At 67.4% G+C, this 25,020-nt stretch carries 22 protein-coding genes; 13 read left to right on the top strand and 9 right to left on the bottom strand.

Annotation, left to right across the window (positions count from 1 at the left end):
• Window positions 1-247: 247 nt before the first annotated feature.
• The 6 genes from QO207_RS20185 (at window position 248) to QO207_RS20160 (ending at window position 7,177) form a co-directional block, all read left to right on the top strand.
• Window positions 248-1,249, top strand: a complete 1,002-nt coding sequence (locus QO207_RS20185) for an HlyD family efflux transporter periplasmic adaptor subunit (protein WP_301534097.1) — start codon at window positions 248-250, stop codon at window positions 1,247-1,249.
• Window positions 1,249-3,015 (top strand): ATP-binding cassette domain-containing protein, encoded by a 1,767-nt coding sequence (locus QO207_RS20180; RefSeq protein ID WP_301534096.1) that lies wholly within the window; start codon window positions 1,249-1,251, stop codon window positions 3,013-3,015. Before QO207_RS20185 ends, QO207_RS20180 begins: the two co-directional genes overlap by 1 nt.
• Window positions 3,012-4,142 carry an ABC transporter permease gene (locus tag QO207_RS20175; protein WP_301534095.1) on the top strand — a complete coding sequence of 377 codons (1,131 nt, stop codon included), beginning with the start codon at window positions 3,012-3,014 and terminating at the stop codon, window positions 4,140-4,142. Before QO207_RS20180 ends, QO207_RS20175 begins: the two co-directional genes overlap by 4 nt.
• Window positions 4,143-4,147: 5 nt before the next feature.
• The gene (locus tag QO207_RS20170) at window positions 4,148-5,251 is read left to right on the top strand and encodes an ABC transporter permease (RefSeq protein WP_301534094.1); all 1,104 of its coding nucleotides are present in this window, start codon (window positions 4,148-4,150) and stop codon (window positions 5,249-5,251) included.
• 78 nt (window positions 5,252-5,329) lie between these two features.
• Window positions 5,330-5,638 (top strand): hypothetical protein, encoded by a 309-nt coding sequence (locus QO207_RS20165; protein WP_301534093.1) that lies wholly within the window; start codon window positions 5,330-5,332, stop codon window positions 5,636-5,638.
• Window positions 5,639-5,683: 45 nt separating this feature from the next.
• Window positions 5,684-7,177 carry an efflux transporter outer membrane subunit gene (locus tag QO207_RS20160; RefSeq protein ID WP_301534092.1) on the top strand — a complete coding sequence of 498 codons (1,494 nt, stop codon included), beginning with the start codon at window positions 5,684-5,686 and terminating at the stop codon, window positions 7,175-7,177.
• A gap of 3 nt (window positions 7,178-7,180) precedes the next feature.
• On the opposite strand, the gene QO207_RS20155 is transcribed toward QO207_RS20160, so the two are convergent.
• On the bottom strand, window positions 7,181-7,813 hold the full coding sequence (locus QO207_RS20155; RefSeq protein ID WP_301534091.1) for a DUF4157 domain-containing protein: 633 nt from the start codon (window positions 7,811-7,813) through the stop codon (window positions 7,181-7,183).
• A gap of 317 nt (window positions 7,814-8,130) precedes the next feature.
• Between QO207_RS20155 and QO207_RS20150 the strand changes: the two genes are divergently transcribed.
• From QO207_RS20150 to QO207_RS20130, 5 genes are all read left to right on the top strand, one after another.
• The gene (locus tag QO207_RS20150; RefSeq protein WP_301534113.1) at window positions 8,131-8,514 is read left to right on the top strand and encodes a nuclear transport factor 2 family protein; all 384 of its coding nucleotides are present in this window, start codon (window positions 8,131-8,133) and stop codon (window positions 8,512-8,514) included.
• On the top strand, window positions 8,511-9,002 hold the full coding sequence (locus QO207_RS20145) for an ATP-binding protein (protein WP_301534090.1): 492 nt from the start codon (window positions 8,511-8,513) through the stop codon (window positions 9,000-9,002). Before QO207_RS20150 ends, QO207_RS20145 begins: the two co-directional genes overlap by 4 nt.
• A gap of 58 nt (window positions 9,003-9,060) precedes the next feature.
• On the top strand, window positions 9,061-9,999 hold the full coding sequence (locus QO207_RS20140) for a class I SAM-dependent methyltransferase (protein ID WP_301534089.1): 939 nt from the start codon (window positions 9,061-9,063) through the stop codon (window positions 9,997-9,999).
• Between the two features lie 328 nt (window positions 10,000-10,327).
• The gene (locus QO207_RS20135; protein WP_301534088.1) at window positions 10,328-11,977 is read left to right on the top strand and encodes a VRR-NUC domain-containing protein; all 1,650 of its coding nucleotides are present in this window, start codon (window positions 10,328-10,330) and stop codon (window positions 11,975-11,977) included.
• Window positions 11,974-14,289, top strand: coding sequence for an ATP-dependent DNA helicase (locus QO207_RS20130; RefSeq protein ID WP_301534087.1), 2,316 nt, complete (start codon window positions 11,974-11,976; stop codon window positions 14,287-14,289). Before QO207_RS20135 ends, QO207_RS20130 begins: the two co-directional genes overlap by 4 nt.
• A 257-nt stretch (window positions 14,290-14,546) precedes the next feature.
• Here QO207_RS20130 and QO207_RS20125 read toward each other — a convergent pair whose 3' ends face one another.
• Window positions 14,547-16,145, bottom strand: a complete 1,599-nt coding sequence (locus QO207_RS20125) for an amidohydrolase (protein ID WP_301534086.1) — start codon at window positions 16,143-16,145, stop codon at window positions 14,547-14,549.
• 130 nt (window positions 16,146-16,275) lie between these two features.
• Here QO207_RS20125 and QO207_RS20120 point away from each other — a divergent pair, with 130 nt between their 5' ends.
• Complete coding sequence (locus tag QO207_RS20120; protein ID WP_301534085.1) at window positions 16,276-17,223, top strand: LysR substrate-binding domain-containing protein; 948 nt, start codon at window positions 16,276-16,278, stop codon at window positions 17,221-17,223.
• 3 nt (window positions 17,224-17,226) lie between these two features.
• On the opposite strand, the gene QO207_RS20115 is transcribed toward QO207_RS20120, so the two are convergent.
• From QO207_RS20115 to QO207_RS20085, 7 genes are all read right to left on the bottom strand, one after another.
• Entirely contained in the window at window positions 17,227-18,288 is a 1,062-nt protein-coding gene (locus tag QO207_RS20115) for an ornithine cyclodeaminase (protein WP_301534084.1), read from the bottom strand.
• 297 nt (window positions 18,289-18,585) lie between these two features.
• Entirely contained in the window at window positions 18,586-19,074 is a 489-nt protein-coding gene (locus QO207_RS20110) for an Lrp/AsnC family transcriptional regulator (RefSeq protein ID WP_301534083.1), read from the bottom strand.
• 119 nt (window positions 19,075-19,193) lie between these two features.
• Window positions 19,194-20,537 (bottom strand): APC family permease, encoded by a 1,344-nt coding sequence (locus QO207_RS20105; RefSeq protein ID WP_192382689.1) that lies wholly within the window; start codon window positions 20,535-20,537, stop codon window positions 19,194-19,196.
• A 114-nt stretch (window positions 20,538-20,651) separates the two neighbouring features.
• Entirely contained in the window at window positions 20,652-21,395 is a 744-nt protein-coding gene (locus tag QO207_RS20100) for an N-formylglutamate amidohydrolase (protein ID WP_301534082.1), read from the bottom strand.
• Window positions 21,379-22,719, bottom strand: a complete 1,341-nt coding sequence (locus QO207_RS20095) for a glutamine synthetase family protein (RefSeq protein ID WP_301534081.1) — start codon at window positions 22,717-22,719, stop codon at window positions 21,379-21,381. The genes QO207_RS20100 and QO207_RS20095 overlap by 17 nt, the downstream gene beginning before the upstream one ends.
• A 15-nt stretch (window positions 22,720-22,734) precedes the next feature.
• Complete coding sequence (locus tag QO207_RS20090) at window positions 22,735-23,376, bottom strand: isochorismatase family cysteine hydrolase (protein WP_301534080.1); 642 nt, start codon at window positions 23,374-23,376, stop codon at window positions 22,735-22,737.
• A 2-nt stretch (window positions 23,377-23,378) separates the two neighbouring features.
• Window positions 23,379-24,236, bottom strand: coding sequence for a MurR/RpiR family transcriptional regulator (locus tag QO207_RS20085; protein ID WP_301534079.1), 858 nt, complete (start codon window positions 24,234-24,236; stop codon window positions 23,379-23,381).
• 198 nt (window positions 24,237-24,434) lie between these two features.
• On the opposite strand from QO207_RS20085, the gene QO207_RS20080 reads away from it, so the two are divergent.
• Window positions 24,435-25,016, top strand: coding sequence for a sugar O-acetyltransferase (locus tag QO207_RS20080; protein WP_301534078.1), 582 nt, complete (start codon window positions 24,435-24,437; stop codon window positions 25,014-25,016).
• The last annotated feature ends 4 nt before the right edge of the window (window positions 25,017-25,020 follow it).

The following is a 25,020-nucleotide window of genomic DNA, read 5'->3' as shown; positions in this document are numbered from 1 at the left end:
ACCGGAGCACCCGCAAGGGCCTCCAGCCGTCGCCCGAAAGGTCGGAACTGCGCTGCGTGGGACGGCTACTGAATTCTGTATAGACGGCCCCTCCGGCAAGTTGAATTGCAGGCCATTCGCATCCGCCGAACGGTCACTGCCGGCATGGAAGCGTCCGGCCAGAGCACCCCACCCTTGACCCAGATCCTCGTACCTGGCGCGTAACTGTCTATCCTTCACCGGGCTGTCACGAATCAGGGATGGGCTCATGCCGAAGAAGCTGTTGCTGGTAGCGCTGGTTGCGCTGCTGCTCGGGGGCGGACTGTGGTGGTACCTGCAGTCCCGCGAAAACGATGACAAACGCCTGGTGCTCTACGGCAACGTGGACATCCGCCAGGTGTCGCTGGCCTTCATCGGCAGCGAGCGCATCGCGAAGATGAATGTCGAGGAAGGCGACGTGGTGAAGGCCGGCGACGTGCTCGCCAGCCTCGACACCCGCACGCTGCGCCTGCAGATCGACAAGGCCCAGGCGCAGATCGCCGCCCAGGAGCAGAACCTGCTGCGCCTGAAGAACGGCTCGCGCCCCGAGGACATCGACCGCGCCAAAGCACAAGACAAGGCCGCCCGCGCCCAGCTCGACCTCGCCAATACCCAGCTGCGCCGCCTGCAAAGCATCCGCGCCAATAGCCCGGGCGGGCGCGCCGTCAGCCAGCAGGACATCGACAGCGCCACCTCGCAGCAGAAGGTCGCCCAGGCCGAGCTGGAAGACCGGCAGAAGTCCCTGCGCCTGGCGCAGATCGGCCCGCGCGTGGAAGACATCGCCCAGGCCGAGGCCCAGCTCACCGCCGCCCGCGCCGACGTGGCGCTGCTGCAGCACAACCTCGACGAAGCCGACCTCAAGGCGCCGCAGAATGCCACCGTGCGCTCGCGCCTGCTGGAACCCGGCGACATGGCCTCGCCGCAGCGCCCGGTGTACTCCCTGGCGCTGACCGACCCGAAATGGATTCGCGCCTACGTCAGCGAAACCAACCTGGGCCGCATCAAGCCGGGCATGAAGGCCCAGGTGTTCACCGACAGCCACCCGGACCAGGCTATCGACGGCCACGTCGGCTTCATCTCCTCGGTGGCCGAATTCACGCCCAAGTCGGTGCAGACCGAGGAGCTGCGCACCAGCCTCGTCTACGAAGTGCGCGTGCTGGTAGCCGACCCGGACAACCGCCTGCGCCTGGGCATGCCGGCCACGGTGCGCTTCGCCGACGAGCCGCGCTGATGGCCGAGGCTCCGGTAATCCGTGCCGAAGGTCTGGCCAAGCAGTTCCTGGTCAAGGAGTCGGGTAAGACCGTACAGGCGCTCAAGGACATCAGCCTGGACATCCCGCGCGGCCAGCTCACCGCGCTGGTCGGCCCGGACGGTGCCGGCAAGACCACCTTCCTGCGCCTGGTCGCGGGGCTGCTGCAGGCCGACGCCGGCACCCTCACGGTCCTCGACGTGGACGTCCACGCCCACCCGCAGCAGGTGCAGGACCGCATCAGCTACATGCCACAACGCTTCGGCCTCTACGAGGACCTGAGTGTGCAGGAGAACCTCGACCTCTACGCCGACCTCCACGGCGTCCCGCACCAGCAGCGCCAGGAGCGCTACCAGCGCCTGCTGGAGATGACCGACCTGGCGCGCTTCACCGAGCGCCTGGCGGGCAAGCTCTCCGGCGGCATGAAGCAGAAGCTCGGCCTGGCCTGCACCCTGGTGCGCTCGCCGGACCTGCTGCTGCTCGACGAGCCCACCGTCGGCGTCGACCCGCTGTCGCGCCGCGAACTGTGGGAGATCATCCAGCAGCTGATCGAGCAGGAGCAGCTCAGCGTGCTGGTCTCCACCTCCTACATGGACGAGGCCGAGCGCTGCGCCGAAGTCTTCCTGCTGCACCAGGGCCAACTGATGGCCAAGGGCGACCCGGCATCGATCCGCGAGCATGCCGACAACCTCTGCTTCATCGCCACTCCGCCCGCCGACCAGCCCGCGCGCACCCTGCAGGCGCGGCTGCTGGACGACCACCAGAACATCGTCGACGCGGTGCCACAGTCCGGCGAGGTGCGCTTCATCCGCCAGCCGGACGCGGACCAGGGCAAGCTAGACCAGATGTTGGACGGGGCACCGGTACGCCAGGTAGACGCACGCCTGGAAGACGGTTTCATGTTCCTCCTGCGCGCCCGCAGCGATGCCGAGGCGGTCGACATGGAATCCCTGAAAGCCGGTACGCACCGTCACGACGACAGCAACGAAGCGGTGATCGAAGTGAAGGACCTGGTGCGCAAGTTCGGCGACTTCACCGCTGTCGCCAGTACCAGCTTCAGCGTGCGCCGCGGGGAAATCTTCGGCCTGCTCGGGCCCAACGGCGCCGGCAAGACCACCACCTTCCGCATGCTCTGCGGGCTGCTGCCGGCCACCAGCGGCACGCTGCAGGTGGCCGGGGTCAACCTGCGCCACGCGCGGGCCCAGGCGCGGCGCAAGGTCGGCTACGTGTCGCAGAGGTTCTCCCTCTACGGCAACCTTTCGGTGGCCGAGAACCTGCGCTTCTTCGGCGGCGCCTATGGCCTGGGCGGCAAGCGCCTGAGCCAGCGGATGGACGCGGTGTCCCGCCAGTTCGACCTCAGCGGCCAGGAAGACTCTCCCAGCGGCCAGTTGCCCGGCGGCTTCAAGCAGCGCCTGGCGATGGCCGTCGGCCTGCTGCACGAGCCGGAAATCCTCTTCCTCGACGAACCCACCAGCGGCGCCGATCCCCTCGCCCGCCGCGGCTTCTGGCAACGCATCACGGCGCTGGCGGCTGCCGGCACCACCATCATCATCACCACCCATTTCATGGAAGAGGCCGAGTACTGCGACCGCATCGTCATCCAGGACGCCGGCAAGCTGCTGGCCATGGGCACCCCGCAGGAAGTCCGCGAGCAGGCCGGCGGCAAGGGCAGCACGCTGAACATGGAGCAGGCCTTCATCGAAATCGTTGAAAGCAACCGCCATCAGGCCAAGGCAGGCGCCGCATGAGCGCCGGCGGCTTCTGGCGACGCCTCGCCTCGCTGACCCGCAAGGAAGTGCGGCAGCTGGTGCGCGACCGCAGCAACCTGCTGATCGGCATCGGCCTGCCCATCGCGCTGATCCTGATCTTCGGCTATGGCCTGTCGCTGGACGTCAAGCGCGCCATCGTCGCCATCGTCCTCGACGACCCGTCCCCCGTGGCCCGCGACGTGGCCGCCGGGATCAGCCGCACCGAGTACCTGGAGCCGCACCTGGTGCGCTCCTTCGCCGAGGGCGAGAGGCTGATGCGCGCCCGCGAGGTGGATGCCGTGGTGCAGTTCCCATCCGATTTCACCCGCAACCTCAACGACGGCCACGCGCAGACCCAGGTGCTGGTGCAGGGCTCGGACGCCACCCGAGCCGCCAGCGTCTCCACCTATGTCAGCAGCGCCCTGGCCGGCTACGCCGAGAAGCAGGCCGACCGTAGTGCCAGCTCATCAAGCCAAGGTGGTGCGGTCACCATCGTCCAGCGCATGTGGTTCAACGCCGCCAACACCAGCACCTGGTACCTGGTGCCGGGGCTGATCGTGCTGATCATGACCCTGGTCGGCGCCTTCCTCACCGCCCTGGTGATGGCCCGCGAGTGGGAGCGCGGCACGCTGGAGGCGCTGTTCGTCACGCCGGTGCGGCCGGTGGAAATCCTCCTGGCGAAGATCATCCCCTGCTTCGGCATCGGCATGATCGGCCTGGCCCTGTGCCTGCTCGCCGCACGCTTCCTGTTCCATGTGCCGATCTACGGCTCGTTCTTCGTGCTGGTCATCGCCTCCATGCTCTACATGCTGGTGGCGCTGGGCATCGGCCTGCTGATCTCGGCGGTGACCAAGAACCAGTTCCTCGCCAGCCAGATCGCCCTGCTCGCCAGTTTCCTGCCGGCGATGATGCTCTCGGGCTTCATCTTCGACCTGCGCAACGTGCCCACCGCCATCCGCGTGATCGGCAACCTGCTGCCGGCGACCTACTTCATGGAACTGGTGAAATCGCTGTTCCTGGCCGGTGACTTCTGGCCGATGATCCTCAAGAACTGCGCCATCCTCGCCGCCTACGCCATCGCCCTGCTGGGCCTGGCGCGGCTGGTGACGCGCAAACGGCTGGACTGACTTCCATGGAATTTCTCTGGCGCATCCTCAATCTGTGGCGCAAGGAACTGCTGGTAATCCTCAAGGACCCGGCCAACCGCATCGTGCTGGTGGCGCCGGTGCTGATGCAGAGCGTGCTGTTCGGCTACGCGGTGACCTTCGACCTCAACGACGCGCCCTACGCCATCCTCGACCTCAGCCACAGCGAATCCTCCACCCAGCTCGCCTCGCGCCTGGACGGCAGCGGCATCTTCCACCGGGTGGCGACACTGACCCGCGTGGAGGAAATCCAGACGGTGATCGACGAGCAGAAAGCGCTGCTGGTGATCCACATCCCCTCGGACTTCCAGACCCGCCTGGCCCAGGGTGATCCGGCGCCGATCCAGGTCATCCTCGACGGACGCAACTCCAACACCGCCGGATCCGCCGCCGCCGGGCTGGCCGTGGTGGTGCAGCAGTTCAACCAGGAACAGGGCCTGGCCGCGGCGCCCATCAGCGTGGTCAGCCGCTCCTGGTACAACCCCAACCTGGAGACCCGCTGGCCGTTGATCCCGGCGCTGATCGCCACCCTGAGCATGATGCAGACGCTGATGCTCACCGCGCTCTCGGTGGCACGCGAACGCGAACAGGGCACGTTCGACCAGTTGCTGGTGACGCCCTACACGCCGCTGGAAATCATGCTCGGCAAGGCCATCCCGCCCCTGCTGATCGGCATGCTGCAGGCCACCCTGGTGCTGCTGATGGCGCTGTTCTGGTTCCGAATACCCATGGCCGGCTCGCTGCTCAACCTCTACGGCGGGCTGACGGTGTTCACCATCGCCTGCGTCGGGCTGGGCATGTCGATCAGCGCGGTGTCGCTGAACATGCAGCAGGCGATGCTCTATACCTTCGTGCTGATCATGCCGCTGACGCTGCTCTCCGGCCTCGCCACGCCGGTGCGCAACATGCCCGAGTTCCTGCAGATGGTGACCTACGCCAACCCGCTGCGCTTCGGCATCGACCTGATCCAGCGTGTCTACCTCGAAGGCGCCACCCTGGCCGATGTCGGCCACAACCTGATCCCCATGCTGGTGGTGGCCGGCGTCACCCTGCCGCTGGCCTCGTGGCTGTTCCGCCACCGGCTTGCGTAGTCGATCACTGGAGATGGCCAGGCGATGCAATATCCTGCCCCGGAACACGCAGCAGCAACCAAGGAAGAAGCCCCCGCCATGAGCGAAACCAGCCAGTTCATCGTCTTCGCCGTCACCCAGCTCGCCCTGCCGTTCTGGCTGGGCTACCTGTACTGCCGCCGCAAGGGCATCCCCAGCAACTCCTGGCGCGCCGGCGGCATCTACCTGATCGCCCTGTCGCTGGCGATGCTGTTCTTCATCGGCCTGCTCGGCCTGCCGACCCACGTGAAGAACGTCGGCATGGTGACCAACCGTTCCATGGGCCTGGCCTGCGGCTTGATCGGCATTTTCGGCGGTCTGCTGATGGGCTATGTCGCGCGACGTTTCGAGGGCTCGTCCGATGACTAGCGCCCAGCGAATCTGAAAAGGTGCAATTCTGAAAAGGTGCCATCGATGAACCGCACATCCCGCCTCGTCTCCCTCGCCCTGCTCGGCACCGGCCTCGCCGGCTGCGCCGTGGGGCCCGACTACGAAGCGCCGCAGACCCAGGCGCCGGCCAGCTGGCAGGCCGCGCATGCCGGCGATGCGCAGCTGCATCCGGCGCAGGGGGAGGTCCGCCTCGGCGAAGACTGGTGGACGCTGTTCAACGACCCGGTGCTGAACAACCTGCAACGCCGCGCCGACAAGGCCAGCCCTGACCTGCAGAGCGCCGTGCTGCGCTTCGCCCAGAGCCGCATGCAGCGACAGATGGTGGCGGCCCAGCGCAGCGTGGACGTCAACGCCTCCGGCGGCGTGACCCGTCAGCGCATGAGCGAGAACGGCGCCAACGCGCTGATGATCCAGCGCATCGCCCCCGGCGGTGACAGCGACCAGATCAGCAAGGTGCTGGCCGAGCCCTTCACCCTCTACCAGGCCGGTTTCGATGCCTCCTGGGAGCCCGACCTGTGGGGCCGCATCCGCCGCTCAGTGGAAGCCGCCGACGCCAGCGTGGCGGCGCAGCAGGCGATGTTCGAGGAAACCCGCCTGGGCGTCTCGGCCGAACTGGCCCGCGCCTACTTCGAGCTGCGCGGCGTACAGCAGCAGATCGCCGTGGCCAACCAGGACATCAGCGCCACCGAGGAATCCCTGCAACTGATCCAGGTGCGCGCCGACGGCGGGCTGGTGGACGACTTCGATGTCGAACGCCAGCGCGGCCAGCTTGCCGAGCTGCGCTCCAGCCTGCCGCAGTTGCACGCCAGCGAAAGCGCGGCGATCAACCAGATCGGGGTGCTGATCGGCGCCGAGCCGGGCAGCCTGCGCGATGATCTCAGACCCGTTGCCCAAGGCGCCCCGCAAACGCCGGACCTGAGCCTCGGCCTGCCCTCGGAAGTGGCCCGCCGCCGGCCGGACATCCGCGCCGCCGAAGCCCAACTGCACGCCGCCACCGCCAACATCGGCGTGGCCGTGGCCGACCTTTACCCGTCGATCCGCCTGGGCGCCAAGTTCGGCTATGAATCGGCCGACGACGGCAAGTTCAGCGACTGGGGCAGCCGCACCTGGAGCGTCGGCCCGAGCCTGTCGCTGCCGATCTTCGATAACGGCCGGCGACGCTCGCAGATCAACCTGCGCAAGCTGGAACAGCAGGAGGCGGCAGTGTCCTACCAGCAGACCGTGCTCAAGGCCTGGCAGGAAGTGGACGATGCGCTGAACGACTATGGCGCCGAGCGCCAGCGCAATCAGCGCCTGCAGGAAAAACTGCACAGCAGCGACGCCGCCTACGGCATGGCCAAGGCGCGCTATGCCGGCGGCATGACCGACTTCCTGGTGGAACTGGACGCCCAGCGCGCCTACCTGCAATCGCGCCGTGACGTGGTGGACAGCGATACCCAGCTGCGCCTGACGCTGATCGCCCTGTGCAAGGCCCTCGGCGGCGGCACGCCGGCGCCGGAGGCCAGCGCCAGTCGCTGAGGGTCAGGGGCTGGTACTGGGGCTCGGCGCGGCAACCTTGCCATCGCGCAGGTCCTTGGCGACCCGCCGCTGCATCTCGTAGGCCGGCGCTTCGACGGCGTCGAAGTTGTCGGTGTAACGCGTGGCGAAACCCTGCACGCCCCACTCCTGGTACTGCTTCACGTGCCACAGCTCGTGGGCCCAGAGGGCGACGTCCTTCTGCGCGTCTTCCTCGCGGCGGAAGACAATCACGTCCACCAGGGTGACGGCCTCGGTGTCGGGGTTCTGCATCATCGCCTGGGCGGCGTTCAGCTCGTCCAGCGCACCAGTGGAATAACGCGCGGCCATCAGCACGTCATCGGAGAAGTACGGCTGCAGCTGCGCGCGGATCTCCAGCGGGATCGGCTGGGTGCCGCCCTGCTCCGCCTGGTCGCGGGATTGCTGCAGCCAGACGCCGAGCGCCTGGGCGGCAGCCTTGCGGGTGTCGGCGAGCACCGGGCCGAGCACGCTGCCCAGGTCCGGCAGGCACACGCAGCTGTCCAGGCACACCTGGCGCTGCCCCTGCGGGCAGGTCGCCGCCTGTGTATCGACGAACGCAGCCAACCCGGCGAGCAGCGCCAGGGCGCGCAGGAAGCGAGTCGGATTCGGGGAAGGCATGGAAGGCTCCGCTACAGCGAGGAGAAAGGCATGGGCTGACGCACGACGTTTGGACCGTGGCGCGGCGCGATCATGCCACGCCGCCAGCAAAAAAAGAGCACTGGCGCGACGTATGAATCTTCTGATAGCTTCTGACCCCATGAATGCCGCCAACCGCACCTTCCAGCAGATTATTACCACCATCGCTCCGATGGTGGGTTAGCGCATTCCGCGAACAACCAAACCCGCCTCCCGGCGGGTTTTTTAATGCCCGCCGTCCGAGGCTCCCGATCGAGGAGACACTGATGGACCAGGCTTTCCAAGCAGAACCCCACGAATTGCAGCATCCCCTGCAGGCGCTCATCCAGGCCGCCGACGAAGCCATCGGCCGCGAGGATTTCGACGCGCTGCTCGGTTTCTACAGCGACGACGCCGTGCTGGTGGTCAAGCCCGGCCTGCTGGCGCGCGGCAAGGCGCAGATCCGCCAGGCCTTCGTCGCCATCGCCGAGTACTTCGGCCACAACCTGCGGGTGCGCCAGGGCCACCTGGAAATCCTCGAGACCGGCGACACCGCCCTGGTGGTCGCGCAGACCCTTCTCGACACCAGCCACGGCAAGCTGAGTCGCCGCGCCACCTACGTGTTCCGCCGTGACGCCGATGGCACCTGGCTTTGCGCGGTCGACAATTCCTATGGCACCGACCTGCTGGAGGCAACCCCATGAGCACCCAGACAGGCACGCTGCACCTGCTGTGCGGCAAGGCGGCGTCGGGCAAATCCCGCCTGGCCCGCGAACTGGCCGAGGCGCCGGGCACGGTGATGCTGGCCGAGGAACAATGGCTTGCCGAGCTGTTCCCCTGGGGCATCAGCAACCCCGACGACTACCAGCTCTACGCCCGCCGCGTGCGCAAGGTCATGGGCCCGCACGTGGTCGGCCTGCTGCGCGCCGGCACCAGCGTGGTGCTGGACATCCCCGCCAACACCCTGGCCGACCGCCGCTGGCTGATCGACCTGGCGCAACAGGCCGGCGCGGCGCACTGCCTGCATTTTCTCGATATCGACCCGGCCACCTGCCGCAGCCGCCTGCTGGCGCGCCACGCCGTCGCCCCACTGGCGGCGCCGCTGGACCCGGCCGGCTACGAGGCGCTGAACCGCTACTTCGTCGCCCCGCGCCCGGAGGAAAAACTCCAGGTGCAGCGCCATGGCGCCTGAGCGCGTAGAATCGCCGCCCCGATTTGCCCCAATCGCCTGAATCAGAAAGACCGCCAAGATGAACACCGAAGCCATCGCCACCCTGCGCGAGCAACTGCTCGCCGCGCTGAACCCCGCCCCCGCGGAAACCCGCCGCCTGTTCCACGGCCGCGGCCGCCGCTGGCCGGGGCTGGAGCAGGTCACCGCCGACTGGCTTGAAGGCGTGCTGCTGGTGTCGCTGTTCCGCGAGCCGGGCGAAGACGGGCTGAGCGCGCTGCGGGCGATGCTGGTGGAACTGGCGCAGGGCGACATCTGGCGCGCCACCGGCGCCCGCTGCCTGATGCTGCAGCACCGCTACACCCTGGAAAGCACCATGGAAGTGATCCACGGCGAAGCGTTCGACGGCTGGCAGATCAGCGAACACGGCCTGCGCTACCAACTGGACCTGGGCCGCAAGCAGAACAACGGCCTGTTCCTCGACATGCGCTACGGCCGCCAGTGGGTGCAGGCCAACTCCGCAGGCCTGCGCGTGCTCAACCTGTTCGCCTACACCTGCGGCTTCTCCGTGGCAGCGATGGCCGGCGGTGCGCAGAAGGTGGTCAACCTCGACATGGCCCGCGCCGCACTCAGCCGCGGCCGCGACAACCACCGCCTGAACGGCCACGACCTGTCGAAGGTGAGCTTCCTCGACCACGACCTGTTCAAGTCCTGGGGCAAGGTGAAGAAATCCGGCCCCTACGACCTGATCATCATCGACCCGCCGAGCTTCCAGAAAGGCAGCTTCGTCCTCGACAAGGACTACGCCCGCGTCCTGCGGCGCCTGCCGGAACTGCTGGACGGCGCCGGCACCGTGCTGGCCTGCGTCAACGACCCCGGCATCGGCGTCGACTTCCTCCTCCAGGGCATGGCCGCCGAGGCGCCGCAGCTGCGCTTCATCGAACGCCTGGAAAACCCGCCGGAGTTCGCCGATATCGAGGAAGACAGCGGCCTCAAGGCGCTGGTGTTCCGCCTGGATTGATCCCCGACCTCACATCGCAATGGCATCGGACGGCGGATAACCGTAAACGCTTATCCGCCCTACGAACGAGCGCTCCGACTGAACCAGTCGTAGGGCGGATAACGCCTACCGCGTTATCCGCCGCCCTAACGCAAACCCGGCGTCCCCTGTAGGAGCGAGCCTGCTCGCGAACCCCGCTTCACGCCGGACCAGCCGGTGCAATGCGTTCGCGAGCAAGCTCGCTCCTACAGAAAAGCCCCATCTCTCCCGATGAAAGGCCGCACTAACCCTTGCGGCCAGGCCCCCATCACGCCATCCTTGCCACTGTATGTAAAACCAGTGCCCGCCGATGTCCGCGCCGCTCGATCCCAGCCTCTACTACCTGACCAACTTCCACCGCGCCCTCGACTGGATCGACGAACGCTACGCCGACCTGCTCGACGCCGAGGAAGCCCGGTTCATCGCCGATTTCCGCGCGCTGCCGCAGCCGTCGCGGGCGCTGCTGGTGCGGCTGGTGATGCGCAAGGGGCCGCACTTTCGCGCCGGCAAGCTGAGCTACGCGGAGATCGGCGACATCCCCAGCGCCGCCGCGCCGCTGCTGGCACTGGGCTGGCTGGACGACACCTACCCACTGGCCCTGGAAGATCTGCTGCCATTGCTGCTCAAGGACGAACTGCTCGCACGCTTCCGCACTGACCTGTCGCGCGGCGCGCTGAAGAAAGCCGAGCTGTACGAGCACCTGCACGCCTACCACGAGCAGGTGCAGCCCTTCGCCGGCTGGTACCCGGACCTCGACCAGCTCTACACCCTGATGGCAACGCCGCTGTGCGACCGCCTGCGCCTGCTGTTCTTCGGCAACCTGCAGCAGGACTGGTCCGAGTTCGTCCTCGCCGACCTCGGCATCTTCCGTTACGAAACCGTCCCCTTCACCGCCGACTCCCGAGCCTTCCGCCGCCGCGACGACCTGGAGGCCTACATCCACCTGTGGAATGGCGCAGTGCGTTTCGAAACCGGCGAACCCATCGCCGAACTGCTGGCCGAGCTGGGCGATTTCCACAGCGACAACAGCTACCTGCAAGCCCGCCACGGCCGCCTGCTGTACCGCATGGCCTACCAATTGGAGCGCGAAGGCGAGCTGGACGCCGCCCTGGCGCTGTACCAGCGCACCGCCACCGGAGGCTCGCGGCAGCGGCAGATTCGCGTGCTGGAGCGCCTGCAACGCTTCGAGGAAGCCCACGCGCTGGTGCAAGCCGCCCTGGCCGCGCCGGAAAGCGACGGCGAGCTGCAGCTGGTGGAGCGCGCGCTGACCCGGCTGGTCCGCCAGCTCGGCCTGCCGAAGGAGAAAGCCGCCAAGCCCGCGCCACCGCTGCGCATCGACCTGGAGCTGCCGCGCCCGGACGTCAATGTCGAGTTCGCCGTGCGGGCCGTGCTTCACCAGGACCAAGCGCCGGTGCACTACGTGGAGAACACGCTGATCTGCAGCCTGTTCGGCCTGCTCTGCTGGGAAGTGATCTTCGCTCCGCTGCCCGGCGCCTTCTTCCACCCTTTCCAGGCCGGGCCCAGCGACCTCAACCGCAGCGACTTCGTCAGCCGCCGCGCGGACGCCTTCGCCGCACGCCTGGCGTTGCTCGACAGCGATGCCTACCTGACGGCGATCCGCGAAACCTGGGCCGCCAAGTCCGGCATCCTGTCGCCCTTCGTGCACTGGGAGCTGCTCGACGAAAACCTGCTGGAGCAGGCCCTGCACTGCCTGCCGGCAGCGCACCTGAAGCTGTGGTTCGAACGTCTGCTGGCCGACCCCAGGGCCAACCGCGCCGGCATGCCCGACCTGATCCAGTTCTGGCCCACCGAGGCGCGCTACCGGATGATCGAGGTGAAAGGCCCCGGCGACCGCCTGCAGGACAACCAGAAGCGCTGGCTGGCCTTCTGCGCCGAGCACGGCATGCCAGTGGAAGTCTGCTACGTGCGCTGGCAGGGCGAGGCGGACGAGGCCGAATGAGCTACGCCATCGCCGTGCGCGCGCTGTGCGAATTCACCGCCAAGGAAGGTGACCTCGACCTGCGCTTTACCCCCGCACCGACGGCGCAGGAAGGCATGGCCGGGCACGCCACGGTGGTCTCCCGCCGGGGCCTGGGCTACATCGCCGAACTGCCGTTGCGCGGCGAATATCCGGGGCTGGTGGTCAGCGGCCGCGCCGACGGCTACGACCCCAGCGAAAACCTGCTGGAAGAGATCAAGACCCACCGCGGCGACGTTGCGCGCATCCCGCAGAACCACCGGCTGCTGCACTGGGCGCAGGTGAAGGTGTACGGCTGGCTGCTGTGCCAGACCCTGGAGATCGACGCCATCGATCTCGCCGTCGTCTACTTCAACGTCATCACCCAGAAGGAAACCGAGTTCCGTGAGCGCTTCGCCGCCGCCGACCTGCGCGCCTTCTTCGAGCTGCAGTGCCAGCGCTTCGTGCAATGGGCCGAGCAGGAAAGCGCCCACCGCGTCGAACGCGACCAGGGGCTGGAGGCGCTGCGCTTCCCCTACGCCGACTTCCGCCAGGGCCAGCGCACGCTCGCCGAGTCGGTGTACCGCGCCGCCCGCGACGGCCAGACGCTGATGGCCCAGGCCACCACCGGCATCGGCAAGACCCTCGGCACGCTGTTCCCGCAGCTCAAGGCCTTCCCCGGTCAGCAGCTGGACCGGCTGTTCTTCCTCACCGCCAAGACCCCCGGCCGGCGCCTGGCCCTGGACGCCCTGGCGACCCTGCGCCAGCAGGAGGCCGCCCAGCCGCTGCGGGTGCTGGAGCACGTCGCCCGTGACAAGGCCTGCGAACACCCGGACAAATCCTGCCACGGTGAATCCTGCCCGCTGGCCAAGGGTTTCTACGACCGCCTGCCCGCCGCCCGCGAGGCCGCGCTCCAGCAGTGCTGGCTGACTCAGGAAGCGGTGCGCCAGGTGGCGCTGGAGCACCAGGTCTGCCCCTATTACCTGAGCCAGGAACTGTGCCGCTGGTCCGACGTGGTGGTGGGCGACTACAACTACTACTTCGACATGACCGCCCTGCTCTACGGCCTCACCGTGCTCAACGACTGGAAGGTCACCCTGCTGGTGGACGAGGCGCACAACCTCATCGAGCGCGGCCGCGGCATGTACAGCGCAGAGCTGGACCAGGAAGAATTCAACGCCCTGCGCAAGGTTGCCCCGGCCAAGCTGAAAAGCGCGCTGGAGCGCGTCGGCCGGCACTGGAACCAGCTGCACCAGGACCAGGACGTGGATTACCAGATCTACCCGACCATCCCCGACCTGTTCATCGCCGCGCTGCAGAAGGCCGTCAGCGCCATCACCGACCACCTCACCGACCAGCCCACCGGCAACGAGGCCGAGCTGCTGCACTTCTACCTCGACGCCATGCTGTTCTGCCGGCTGGCCGAGGCCTACGGGCCGCACTCGCTGTTCGACATCACCCGCCACGACGTCAGCGCGCGTCGCGTGCTCTCGACCCTGTGCCTGCGCAACGTGGTGCCGGCGCCCTTCCTCGCCGAGCGTTTCAAGGTGGCCCACAGCACCACGCTGTTCTCCGCCACCCTGACCCCGGCGCACTACTACGCCGACCTGCTCGGCCTGCCCGAAGACACCGGCTGGCGAGAGGTCGAGTCGCCCTTCCACGCCGAACAGCTGGAAGTCCATGCGCTGAGCAACCTGTCCACCCGCTACCAGCACCGCGAGGCCAGCCTCACGCCGATCAGCACGCTGATGGCCCGCCAGTTCCGCGCGCGACCCGGCAACTACCTGGCCTTCTTCAGCAGCTACGCCTACCTGCAACAGGCGCTGGAGCGCTTCACTGCCGAGCACCCGGACATCCCGCACTGGGCGCAGTCGCGCAGCATGAACGAACTGGAACGCCAGGCCTTCCTCGACCGCTTCACCACCGGCTCGCGCGGCATCGGCTTCGCCGTACTCGGCGGCGCCTTCGGCGAGGGCATCGACCTGCCGGGCGACCGTCTCATCGGCGCCTTCATCGCCACGCTGGGCCTGCCGCAGGTGAACGAGGTCAACGAGGAGATCAAGCAGCGCATGCAGGGGATGTTCGGCGACGGCTACGACTACACCTACCTGTTCCCCGGCCTGCAGAAGGTCGTCCAGGCCGCCGGCCGGGTGATCCGCACACCCACCGACTCCGGGGTGATCTATCTGCTCGACGACCGCTTCAGCCAGCCGGCGGTGCGCAAGTTGCTGCCGGGGTGGTGGAAGCCGGAGCGCCTGAAGTTCATCGCCGACCCGCCAAGATTCAAGGCGCCGCAGGGGTATCTGCTGCTGTAGCCCTGCGCGGAAATCGTTGGTTCGCAGTGAATCGTCTGCCGTGCAGTTCGCGCGCAAGCCCGCTTCTATCTGCCCTTGCTGCGCTGGTGCGCCGGCCCAAACGCACTCAACAAACCACGCCGATGCATACGGAAGCGCAAAAGTAGGATGGGTGGAGCGCAGCGATACCCATCGACCCGTGCCTGCGATACAGCATGGGTATCGCAGGCTCCACCCATCCTACGTCCGCATTTCCCGGTTGGCTTCGGGGCTTGGGGTCACTCGTCTTCCCGCGCCGGAATCCACCACTCCTCGCCGCGCACGGTGCGGATGTACTCCGGCCAGCGGAAGCGGTGCGGGACCTTGAAGTCCTTGGGCAGCAGCGGCGCCTGCCACTGTTCGCCGCCGATTCCGCCGCCGGTGCGCTGGTTGAACTCGCGGGTCGCCTCGGCCAGCAGGTCGGCATCGGTGAACAGCTCGATCAGGGTGCTGCCGATGGTTTTCGAGGCCACGTCGATCATCGGGTCGATGGTCTCGCGGATACCGCCCAGGGCGTTGGAAACCCAGTCCGGATAGGTGAAGCCGGCGGGCGCGCTGAGCATCGGCCGGGCCACGTAGAGGCGCACGGTCGGGCAGTGCCAGGTGTATTCGGGGTAGTCGTCGGAGGTCAGGTACTTCTGCCACGCTGGCATCTGCAGGCGCATCTGCCGTTCGCATTCCTGGGGCTCGATCAGCGCCTGGGTGGCCGGCAGGAAGGGTTCGTCCATGGGCTCCAGGCCGAGGTTCACCTGAATTTCCCGCGCCACGGCGATGGCCTGTTCGCCCCAGCTCGGCGCGCCGATGGCGGCGAGGTTGTCGTAGCAGGCCTGGGCCAGCGCGTGGTTGGCCAGCCCGCCACGGGATTTGCAGACCCAGGTTTTCTTCCACTGGCAGCCGGTGGCCATGGCCGCGGCGGCGGCGTTGTTGTCCATCACCGTGGAGATGGTCTCGGCCTGCTCGATGGAGTCGCAGCGCAGCAGGTACTGGATCTGCGAGATGTGCGGCGGCAGGTTGTCGGCGGTGGCTTGCCCGGCGGTGAGGATGGCTTCGTTGAAGCTCCACAGCCCGGTGAACGGCAGCGTCGAGCGGCGCAGGCTCTCGTTCAGGGTGTAGAAGTGCACCAGCGCATCGTTGGCGCCGGGGGCACGGGCGGCCAGGTGGTTCTGCGGAATCGGGCTGTAGCGGTCGGCGGCGATCCAGTTCTGCGGGTCTTCGCAGGTGAAGGTGTAGATGTACGAGTAGGCGATGCCACAGTGGGTGTCCCAGGTGGTGGTGTTGTTCAGCGGCAGCATGTAGGTGGGGTGGAAGCTGACGGCGGCGTCGAGGTCGTCGTAGTAGCCCTTGGCGGCGTGCACCGGCTTGGAGGCGCGCAGCTTTTCCGCCGGTTCGCCGAAGAACTTGATGGTGCCGGCGATGCCGAATTCCAGCATCGCCGCCTTGGCCGCCAGCACGCCGCCCAGGGCGCTGATGCCCAGCGCTGAGTGCGGGTCGGTGTGCCCCGGCGCGTACTTCGACAGGCCCTCGCGCGGCATCGGCTTGGTCGCCGCTGCCTGGCAGTTACCGGGCACCGCGTCGTATTCGGCGTAGGTGGCGAGGACCGGCCCGTCTCCATTGCTGCCGTCGCCATTGCTGAAGGTGGCGACGAAGGCAGTGGGCATGCCGCCGCTACCCTCTTCCACCGTGAAGCCTTCCTGGCGCAGCAGCTCCACGTACCAGGCGCAGGACTTGTACTCGCGGAACGCCGGCTCGGCGAAATGCCAGATCACCTGGTGCCAGTCGGACAATTGCTGGCGGTGCTCGTCGATCCACTGCTGGACGTAGGCCTTGAATTTCGACATGGCGGCTTCCTCATCGTTGCCTGTTGTTGTTGTCGTGTGGCCTAGTATTGGTGAAGCGAAATTTGCAACAAGCGCAGGATTTCGCCACCCCATGTCCGGTTAGTTTCACCAATTGAGCAGCGAGCGCCCCATGCACTTTCCCTCGATGACCGCCCTGCGGGCGCTGGATGCCGTGGCCCGGCTGGGCAGCGTTTCTGCCGCCGCAACGGAGCTGAACCTCACCCGCAGCGCGGTCAGCCACCGCATCGCCACGCTGGAGGAGCGCCTCGGCTTCGCCCTCACCGAGCGCACCGGGCGCGGCATTCGCCTGACCTATCGGGGGGAAAGGTATGCCCGCGACGTGCGGCGCATCCTCGCGGAGGTGCAACTGGCCGGCAGCAGCTTCGACGAGCAGCAGGTCAGCGGCCCATTGTGCGTGAGCTGCAACCCCGGCTTCGCCACCTACTGGCTGTGCCAGCACCTGGGCGACTTTCTCGCGCAGTACCCGCAGGTGCAGTTGCACGTGGTGACGCCGCGCGTGCCGCAGGACACCAGCGCCAGCGACGCCGACCTGTTCATCGCCTACGGCAACGGCGACTGGCCGAACCAGACGGTGGAGCAGCTGGTGGCGCTGCACTTCTTCCCGGTCTGCAGCCCGCGCCTGATCCACTCGCGCGGCGGCCTGCAGCAGCCGGCTGACCTGGCCCACTACACGCTGCTGCACATGAATGATTTCGCCGATTGGCGCCTGTGGCTCGGCGCGGTGGGCGCGAGCGCCATCGATCACCGCTCCGGCGTGCTGTTCGCCGATGCGCCCTGCACCATCGCCGCGTGCATCGCCGCCCAGGGCGTGGCCATCGGCGACAACCTGCTCAGCGGCGATGCGCTGGCCCGCGGCCTGCTGGTGCGTCCGTTCGATATCACCATCCAGTCCAGCCGTGGCTACTACCTGGTGACCGACCCGGTGAAGGCCGAACGTGCAGTGGTGAAGGCCTTCAGCCAATGGCTGAAGGCCCGTGTCGCCGCCACCACGCAGAGCGCCAGCGACCTCAGCCGCCCGCCCCTGGAGATTGCCCACGAGGCGGGACTGGCGCGCTGAGCCTCAGGCGATGCGCCGCAGCCCTTTGCGCGCCTTGGCGGAGCGGGTGTAGCGGAACAGGTCCTTGGGATCGTTGTCCTCTTCCTCGCTCCAGGGCACCAGGTCGATGCGCTCGCCCAGCCCCAGGCGGCTGGCCTGCTCGTTCACGTAGCGCAGCACGGAATAGTCTTCGAGGGCGAAGCCTACCGAGTCGAAGATGGTCACCTGCTCAACGCTGTCGCGCCCGGCGAGCTGGCCGGTGAGCACGCGCCACAGATCATTTACCGGGAAGTCCGCCGGCATCTGCTGGATTTCGCCCTCGACACGGGACTGCGGCTCGTACTCGACGAACACCTTGCCAGCGCGCAGGACGTCGGCGTGCAACTCGGTCTTGCCCGGGCAGTCGCCACCCACGCCGTTGATGTGCATGCCCGGCTCGATCATCTCCGGGGTGAGGATGGTCGCGTAGGCCTTGTCGGCGGTCACCGTAGTGACAATGTCGGCGCCGCGCACTGCTTCGGCGGTGGAGTTGGCGCGGATGATCTTCAGGTTGGGGACGTCCGCCAGGTTGCGGATCAGCTTCTCGGTGGCCTGCGGGTCGATGTCGTAGACGGCGATTTCCTCGATGCCCAGGTGGTGATGGAAGGCCAGCGCCTGGAACTCGCTCTGCGCGCCATTGCCGATCAGCGCCATGCGTCGCGACTCCGGGCGGGCCAGTGCGCGGGCGGCCATCAGCGAGGTGGCGCAGGTGCGCAGCGCGGTGGCCACGGTCAGCTCGGACAGCAGCACCGGGTAGCCTGTCTCGACATCCGCCAGCACGCCGAAGGCCATGACGGTGAACAGCCCGCGCTGGGTGTTCTGCGGGTGGCCATTGACGTACTTGAAGGCGTAGCGGGCGGTGTCGGACACCGGCATCAGTTCGATGACACCGATCTCGGAGTGGTTGGCGACGCGGGCGGATTTGTCGAAGGATTCCCAGCGCATGAAGTCCTGGGCGATGGTGTCGGCGAGTTCGCCGATGAAGCGGGCGACACCGATCTGCTGGACCAGTTGGGACATCGTGGGGACGTCGACGAAGCGAGTCATGGTGGGACCTCCGATTGTTGTGATTGGACTTTTCTGTCGGTGTTCTCGAACGGCACCGCCCCGCTCCAGCATGCCTCGAACAGCGGGCACAACAACGTCGCAGAGGCCCTGGATCAGGTCTGCACTTCAGGAGAGGGGCAACACGATTCTCCCACCGGCCAGGCGGAAATCCCGGCTGTAATGGCGATCTGCGTCGGCCGATACGGCTGTATTGCGGCGCGCTGACAGCCGATTCGGCTGTAGATCACGCAGCCGTCTACGCGGCGATATGGCGGGAGAAAAACAGAGGAAAAAGCGCTAGCTGAGCGACTCCTTGATGGTCGTCAGCTCGGGATGGGCGACCAGCTTGTCGATGTGCAGGCTCTCATCGTTCAGCCAGGTTTCGGTGAGTGCGCGGTAGTGCTCCATGTCCCGGCAGCGCATGCGCACGCTGTAGTCGAAGGTGCCGCTGATCAGCTGGCAGTGCAGCACTTCCGGGCAGGCCACCACCCGCGCTTCGAAGGCCTTCTGCGCGGTGCGGCCACTCTGGTTGGACAGCGCCACCAGCACCAGCAGCGACAGGCCCGAGGCAATCTTCTGCTCGTCGATGACGGCGCCGTAGCCACGGATGATGCCGTGCCGCTCCAGCTTGCGGACGCGCTCCTGGCAGGGGCGCGGGGTAAGGTGAACCAGCGCGGACAGCTTGCCGTAGGTAATGCGCCCCTGGTGACGGAGGATGCGGATGATCTCGTCGTCGATACGGTCCAGGGTGAAGGGTGTGCTGCTGTCCTGATCTTTCCTGCTCATGCTGCTTCGCGCTGGTTCATTAATAGAGGCGGCGTCCCTGCACCGCCCGATCTTTATGGGGCACGCCCCGCCGTCTGTCAAAGCGCGCCGTGCCGTCTGCGACAGCACGGCGCACCCACTCAGATTTCCCGTGCCAGCTCGCTGCCATTGCCGCGTCGGCTGAGCACCGCGAGGTACACCAGGCCGATGGCGATCCAGCCTGCGCCCAGCTCCTGCGCCTCGCGGCTCATGCTGAACAGCACGTAGGCGATGATCACCAGACCCACCAGCGGGAACACCAGGTGGCGCAGCACCTGGCCGCTCTTCTGGCGGATGAAGTAGTGGTTGATCACCGCCAGGTGCAACAGGCAGAACCCAGTCAGCGCGCCGAAGTTGACCAGCGAGGTGAGCACATCGGGCGAGTCGAGGAAGTAGATGCCGATGCCCAGCGACAGCACGCCCACCAGGTACAGGCTGATGTGCGGGGTCTGGTACTTCGGGTGCACCTTGGCCAGCACCCGCGGCAGCTTGCCGTCGCGGGCCATGGAGTACAGCAGGCGCGAAACGGCCGCCTGCGAGGTGATCGATACGGTCACACCCCAGGCCAGCGCAGTGGATACCGCCGTCAGCGTGGAGAGCCAGCTGCCGCCGGCCGCTTCGGCGATCTCGTAGAAGGCGGTGTCGGCCGACTTGAAGGTCATGCCGGCGGCCAGGTCAGTGGCCAGCCAGGTCTGCACGATGAAGATGGCGCCCATGACGAACAGCGCGATCAGCGAGGCGCGGCCGATCTGCTTGGCCGGGTCGCCCTTGACCTCTTCGGCGAGGGTCGAGATGGCGTCGAAGCCGAGGAACGACAGCACCGCGATGGACACCGCCTTCATCACCAGGCCGAGGTTGAAATGCTCCGGTTGCAGCAGCGGTTCCAGGGTCAGCCGGCCATTGCCGAGGCCGCCTTCCAGCGCGTGGTAACCCACCGCCAGGAAGATCGCCAGCACCGCCAGTTCGGCGATCAGGAACAGCAGGTTGAAGCGCGCCGCCAGGGTGATGCCACGCAGGTTGATGAGCGTGGCGGACACCAGGAAGATCAGCATGAACACCAGCTTGGGGATCGCCGGGAACAGGTGGTTCAGCGCCAGCGCGCTGAACACGTAGAGCAGCGGCGGGATCAGCAGGTAGTCCAGCAGCAGGACCCAGCCAGCGATGAAGCCGACGTTGGGGTGGATGCCGCGCTGGGCGTAGGAGTACACGGAGCCGGCGATGGGAAACGCGCGGGACATCGCGCCATAACTCAGCGCGGTGAACAGCATCGCCACCATGCCCACCAGGTAGGCCATGGGCACCATGCCGTGGGCGTCGGCATGCACCCAGCCGTACACGCCGAAGGGGGCGATCGGGATCATGAAGATCATCCCGTAGATCACCAGGTCGCCGAGCGTCAGGCTGCGGCGGAGTTGTTGCTTGTATCCGAACTGTTCGATAGCCACGGGGCACTTCCTCTGGGAAAGGCAGCATTCAGGGTTCGGCGCTCATGCGCTGAATTGTTGTTGTTTTCAGAACCCGCCCGCCCCGGCCGAACGCACCAGGTCGGGCCTGGGTCCTCAGAGCCAGGGAGCCAGGCGTGTTGCCCAGGCTTCCACCCCTTGCGGGGTCCGCAGTCCGTCATTGCGGATTTCGATCAGCACGGCATCCACGCCGCGCTCGTCGCCATGCACCGGGACAGTCATGTCCTCCAGCGGGTCGATCACATAGGGCTGGTTGGCGCCGATTTCTTCACCGCTCTCCCTGAGGCCCGCCACCATGCGCTGGGCATAGGCTTCGGCCTTCGCATAGAGCACCCCGGCGACCCACGGGCGCGGCTCGCCGCGATAGCTCGGGGTGAAGCTGTGCACGCCGACCAGTCGAGTCGTCCGGCCGGCCGCCAGGCGCTCGTCGAGCAGCGCGGTCAGCTGCTGGTGGAAGGGTTCGAACAGGCTCGCCACCCTCTCCTGCCGGGCCGCTGCGTTCAGGTTGCGGTTGCCGGGGATCGGGTAGATCTCGCTGTGCTCGGGAATCAGGTCCGACGCTGACAGCGGCCGGTTGAGGTCGATCAGCAGGCGCGAGTAGTTGGCCACCAGCAGCGTGGCGTCCAGGCGCGCCGACAGCTCGCGGGCCAGGTCCAGCGCGCCGATGTCCCAGGCGATGTGCTCGGCGGCGGCGGCATCGTCCAGGCCCAGTTGCGCCAGTTCCTCGGGGATGTAGCGGCTGGCGTGCTCGCAGACCAGCAGCACCGCGCTCTTGCCCTGCGGATTGACGATCTCGAAAGGCGGGCGCCGGTAGAGGCCGGCCTCAGTAGAAGGTGGCATAGGACTCACAGAGTTGCTCCTCGCTGAGTTCGCGGGTCAGCGCCAGTTCCTGGCGCTTCATGGCGGCGTAGGTTTCCAGCAGCGCGGGCGGCAGCTGGGCGCAGAGGTCCGCGTCGCTCAGAAGCAGGCGCTGGGCTTCCTCCAGCGAACCGGGCAGCGACTTGATGCCGAGTTCTTCGCGCTGGGCATCGCTCAGGCTGTGCGGATCGACATCGGTGACCGCCGACAGCGGTAGCTCCTGCTGCATGCCCAGGCGCCCGGCGATCAGCACCGCGGCCATGGCCAGGTGCGGGCTGGCAGTGGCGTCCATGGGGCGGAATTCCAGGTTGAACTGGCGCGCCTTGGGCTTGCCGCCGATCTCCACCACCGGGCAGATGCGCAGCGCGGCTTCGCGGTTGCGCAGGCCGAGGCAGGCGTAGGCAGCGCTCCAGTGATGCGGCTTCAGCCGCAGGTAGGAAACCGACGTCGGCGCGGTCAGCGCACAGAGCGCCGGCAGGTGGCGCAGCACGCCAGCGGCCCAGTGCTCGGCGAGCTTCGACAGGTTGGTCGGCGCCGCCTCGTCGTAGAACACCGGGGTGCCATCCAGGCGCTGCAGACTCAGGTGCAGGTGCACGCCGTTGGTCACGGCGCCGGGCGCCAGCAGCGGTGTGAACGTGCTGCGCCAGCCGAACTGGCGGGCGATCTCGCGGGTGACTTCGCGAACGTTCACCGCGCGGTCGGCAGCGGCAACGCCCTGGGTCGGCCGGCAGGTCACTTCGTACTGGTTGCGCCCGTACTCGGGCAGGAACATCTCCGGCTCGGCGCCAATCTGCTCCAGCGCGCTCATCAGCCAGCCGCCGAAGTTGCCGGTCTGCCGCTGGGCCTGCAGGGAGAAGGCGGCGGCGTGCTCGTCCGCCAGGCCCAGCAGGTTGAACTCGTGCTCGAAGGCGGCGGTGACTTGCAGATCGAGCTCCCGGTAACGGGCAATCTCTTCACGCAGCAACGTGCGCGGGCACACCGGCCAGGGCGCGCCGGTGGTGGTCACCAGGTCGCCGTGCAGGTAATCCAGCGGCGCGGCCTGGGCGTCCGGGCCGTTTTCCAGGCGGACGCGGCTGCTCGGGTCGGGCAGCAGGCGCAGGTCGCCGTGGCTGCCCCAGGGGTTGTCGTCGGCGATGATGTCCTGGGGCGTCAGCGCGCTGTTGGCGGGCACCCAGCCACAGCCGGTGGCCAGTTGCTCGGCGACTTCGGATTCGGGAAGCGAACGGCCGCGGGTGATGCCGCAGAGGTCGGTGGTGACGAAGCTGGTCAGGCGCATCGGTGCGGCATTGTTATTGTTCTGACTCATGACGTTCTCCCGGCCTCAGGCCAGCGCGGCGATGCGGGCCAGCACGCTGTCGGTGTCGGCGATCCAGCAGTAGCCCTTGATCGCGTCCAGGCAGGCCTGGTGGCGTTCGGCGGTGTGGGTGGCGCAGGCGTCTTCCACCAGGGTGACGAGGTAGCCGCGGTCGGCGGCGTCGCGCACGGCCATGTCCACGCACTGGTCGGTGACCACGCCGCAGATGATCAGGTGACGGGTATTCAGGTTGCGCAGCACGTAGTCGATGGCGGTGGAGTTGAAGACCCCCGAGGAGGTCTTCGGCAGCACGATCTCGTTTTCCAGCGGCGCCAGGGCGTCGATCACCTGGGCGTCCGGGCTGCCCTTGGGCAGGTGCATGTCGGAGAGCTTGTGGTCCAGCGAGCGGTCGCGGCCATCGGCGGTGAGGCTCTCGATGATGGTGTGCAGCACCTCGCCGCCGACCTCGCGCATCGCCGCCAGCAGGCGCTGCTGGTTGGGGATCACGCTCGCCTCGACGCGCTCGTAGAAGTAGCGGTGGGTGGTCGGGTCGACATGGGCGTCGCGGCCGGGGATGACCCAGGCGTTCTGCATGTCGACGAACAGGATGGCAGTCTGGCCGCGGGTGAACGGCAGGTCACGGGGAGATTGGTGGGGCAAGCTGAACACGGTCATTCCTCGAGGATATGGCTGCCGAAGGCAGCTCTCAGGTGGTCGATGCCTTCCAGGCGTTCGTCGAGCTGGCCGTCCATGCGCGCCACCAGGCTGGCGATCAGCGCCTCGACCTGGGCCATGGTCGGCACCAGGGTGTCGAAGGGCGATGGGGACTCCACCGGGGCGCTGATGATCAGGTCGGCGAACTCGCGCAGCGGCGAGTCATAGATGTCGGTGAACAGCACCACGCGGGCGCCGCGGGCCTTGGCGGCGCGGGTCACACCCAGCGCCTGGGCCTGGTAGCGGCGGTAGTCGAACACCACCACCAGGGCCTGGCGGTCGATGTCGCCCAACTGATCGGGCAGTGCGGCGCCATCGTCCAGCAGCAGGCAGCCGCTGCGCAGCATGCGCAGGTGCGCCACCAGGTAGCCGGCGAGGAAACGGCTGAAGCGGCCGCCGTGGCAGAGCACGCGCAACTTGGGGTCGAGCAGCCAGTCGCCGAGCAGACGCACGTCGTCGGCCTGGGTCAGCGCCAGGGTGCGCTGGATGCCTTCGCTGGCGTCGCTCAGGTAATTGGACCAGACGTCGTCGCGGCTCATGCCCTCGCGACGCCCGGCGAGCAGGGTGCGTGGCGAGCGCAGGCGGTCGTCCACCTCGGCCATCAGCGCGTTCTGGAAGTCGCTGTAGCCGCTGAAGCCGAGCTTTTTCACCAGGCGCAGGATGCTCGGGTCGCTGACGCCGGCCTGGCGCGCGAGGCGCGACATCGGCCCGAGGCCGGCGCGCGGGTAGTCGTCGAGCAAGGCGCGCAGGACCTTGCGCTCGGCCTTGGTGAGCTCGACTTCCGGGGTGTTCAGGCGATCTTTGAGTGTGAGCATGGAGGCGCCTCTTGTTATGGCGCCATTTGTATAATGTGCTTCAGAAACTTTCAATACGTATTTTTTGTAGCATTCACTACAAATCGCCAACGCACTCCTCCGCCCCGCGATCCAGAGGCCCGCGGGATATCTTCGACAGGGAACTGCGTCCAGCGCGGACGCGTCGAACCTCCCTCAATGCCGCCAGGAAACACCGCGATGAACGAACTGCAAAAGGCCGCCGCCGGGCTGCTCTACGACGCCAACCACGACCCGCAGGTGCTGCGCCAGCGCGCCGAGGCCAAGGCCAAGCTGTTCGAGTTCAACCACAGCCACCCGGACGCTACCGAATGCCGCGAGGCAATCCTCAAGGAGCTGTTCGCGCGCATCGGCGAAGGCTTCGTGATCGAAGGGCCGCTGCATTGCGACTACGGCTTCAACATCGAGATCGGTGCGCGCTTCTACGCCAACGTCAACCTGGTGATCCTCGATGGCGCCAGGGTCACTATCGGCGACAACGTGTTCATCGCGCCCAACGTCGGCATCTACACGGCGGGCCACCCGCTGGACGCCGAGCGGCGCAACCAGGGCCTGGAATACGCGCACCCGGTGAGCATCGGCGACAACGTGTGGATCGGCGCCGGGGTGAACATCCTGCCCGGCGTGAGCATCGGCGCGGACAGCGTGATCGGCGCCGGCGCCGTGGTGGTGCGCGATATTCCCGCTGGCGTGCTGGCGGCGGGCAACCCGGCGCGAGTGATCCGGCCGATCAGCGAGGCCGACCGCCAGCGCTACCGCTGACGGC

The organism is Pseudomonas sp. CAN1 (assembly GCF_030462585.1).
Classification (GTDB): Bacteria; Pseudomonadota; Gammaproteobacteria; order Pseudomonadales; family Pseudomonadaceae; genus Pseudomonas.
Note: the sequence above shows the minus strand (reverse complement) of the source record. Positions and strands in the feature narration are given on the sequence as shown.

Bases quoted from the DNA above. Each gene is read 5' to 3' on its own strand.
- QO207_RS20185 (WP_301534097.1), top strand. From the start codon at position 248: ATGCCGAAGAAGCTGTTGCTGGTAGCGCTGGTTGCGCTGCTGCTCGGG.
- QO207_RS20180 (WP_301534096.1), top strand. From the start codon at position 1,249: ATGGCCGAGGCTCCGGTAATCCGTGCCGAAGGTCTGGCCAAGCAGTTC.
- QO207_RS20175 (WP_301534095.1), top strand. From the start codon at position 3,012: ATGAGCGCCGGCGGCTTCTGGCGACGCCTCGCCTCGCTGACCCGCAAG.
- QO207_RS20170 (WP_301534094.1), top strand. From the start codon at position 4,148: ATGGAATTTCTCTGGCGCATCCTCAATCTGTGGCGCAAGGAACTGCTG.
- QO207_RS20165 (WP_301534093.1), top strand. From the start codon at position 5,330: ATGAGCGAAACCAGCCAGTTCATCGTCTTCGCCGTCACCCAGCTCGCC.
- QO207_RS20160 (WP_301534092.1), top strand. From the start codon at position 5,684: ATGAACCGCACATCCCGCCTCGTCTCCCTCGCCCTGCTCGGCACCGGC.
- QO207_RS20155 (WP_301534091.1), bottom strand. From the start codon at position 7,813: ATGCCTTCCCCGAATCCGACTCGCTTCCTGCGCGCCCTGGCGCTGCTC.
- QO207_RS20145 (WP_301534090.1), top strand. From the start codon at position 8,511: ATGAGCACCCAGACAGGCACGCTGCACCTGCTGTGCGGCAAGGCGGCG.
- QO207_RS20140 (WP_301534089.1), top strand. From the start codon at position 9,061: ATGAACACCGAAGCCATCGCCACCCTGCGCGAGCAACTGCTCGCCGCG.
- QO207_RS20135 (WP_301534088.1), top strand. From the start codon at position 10,328: ATGTCCGCGCCGCTCGATCCCAGCCTCTACTACCTGACCAACTTCCAC.
- QO207_RS20130 (WP_301534087.1), top strand. From the start codon at position 11,974: ATGAGCTACGCCATCGCCGTGCGCGCGCTGTGCGAATTCACCGCCAAG.
- QO207_RS20125 (WP_301534086.1), bottom strand. From the start codon at position 16,145: ATGTCGAAATTCAAGGCCTACGTCCAGCAGTGGATCGACGAGCACCGC.
- QO207_RS20120 (WP_301534085.1), top strand. From the start codon at position 16,276: ATGCACTTTCCCTCGATGACCGCCCTGCGGGCGCTGGATGCCGTGGCC.
- QO207_RS20115 (WP_301534084.1), bottom strand. From the start codon at position 18,288: ATGACTCGCTTCGTCGACGTCCCCACGATGTCCCAACTGGTCCAGCAG.
- QO207_RS20110 (WP_301534083.1), bottom strand. From the start codon at position 19,074: ATGAGCAGGAAAGATCAGGACAGCAGCACACCCTTCACCCTGGACCGT.
- QO207_RS20100 (WP_301534082.1), bottom strand. From the start codon at position 21,395: ATGCCACCTTCTACTGAGGCCGGCCTCTACCGGCGCCCGCCTTTCGAG.
- QO207_RS20095 (WP_301534081.1), bottom strand. From the start codon at position 22,719: ATGAGTCAGAACAATAACAATGCCGCACCGATGCGCCTGACCAGCTTC.
- QO207_RS20085 (WP_301534079.1), bottom strand. From the start codon at position 24,236: ATGCTCACACTCAAAGATCGCCTGAACACCCCGGAAGTCGAGCTCACC.
- QO207_RS20080 (WP_301534078.1), top strand. From the start codon at position 24,435: ATGAACGAACTGCAAAAGGCCGCCGCCGGGCTGCTCTACGACGCCAAC.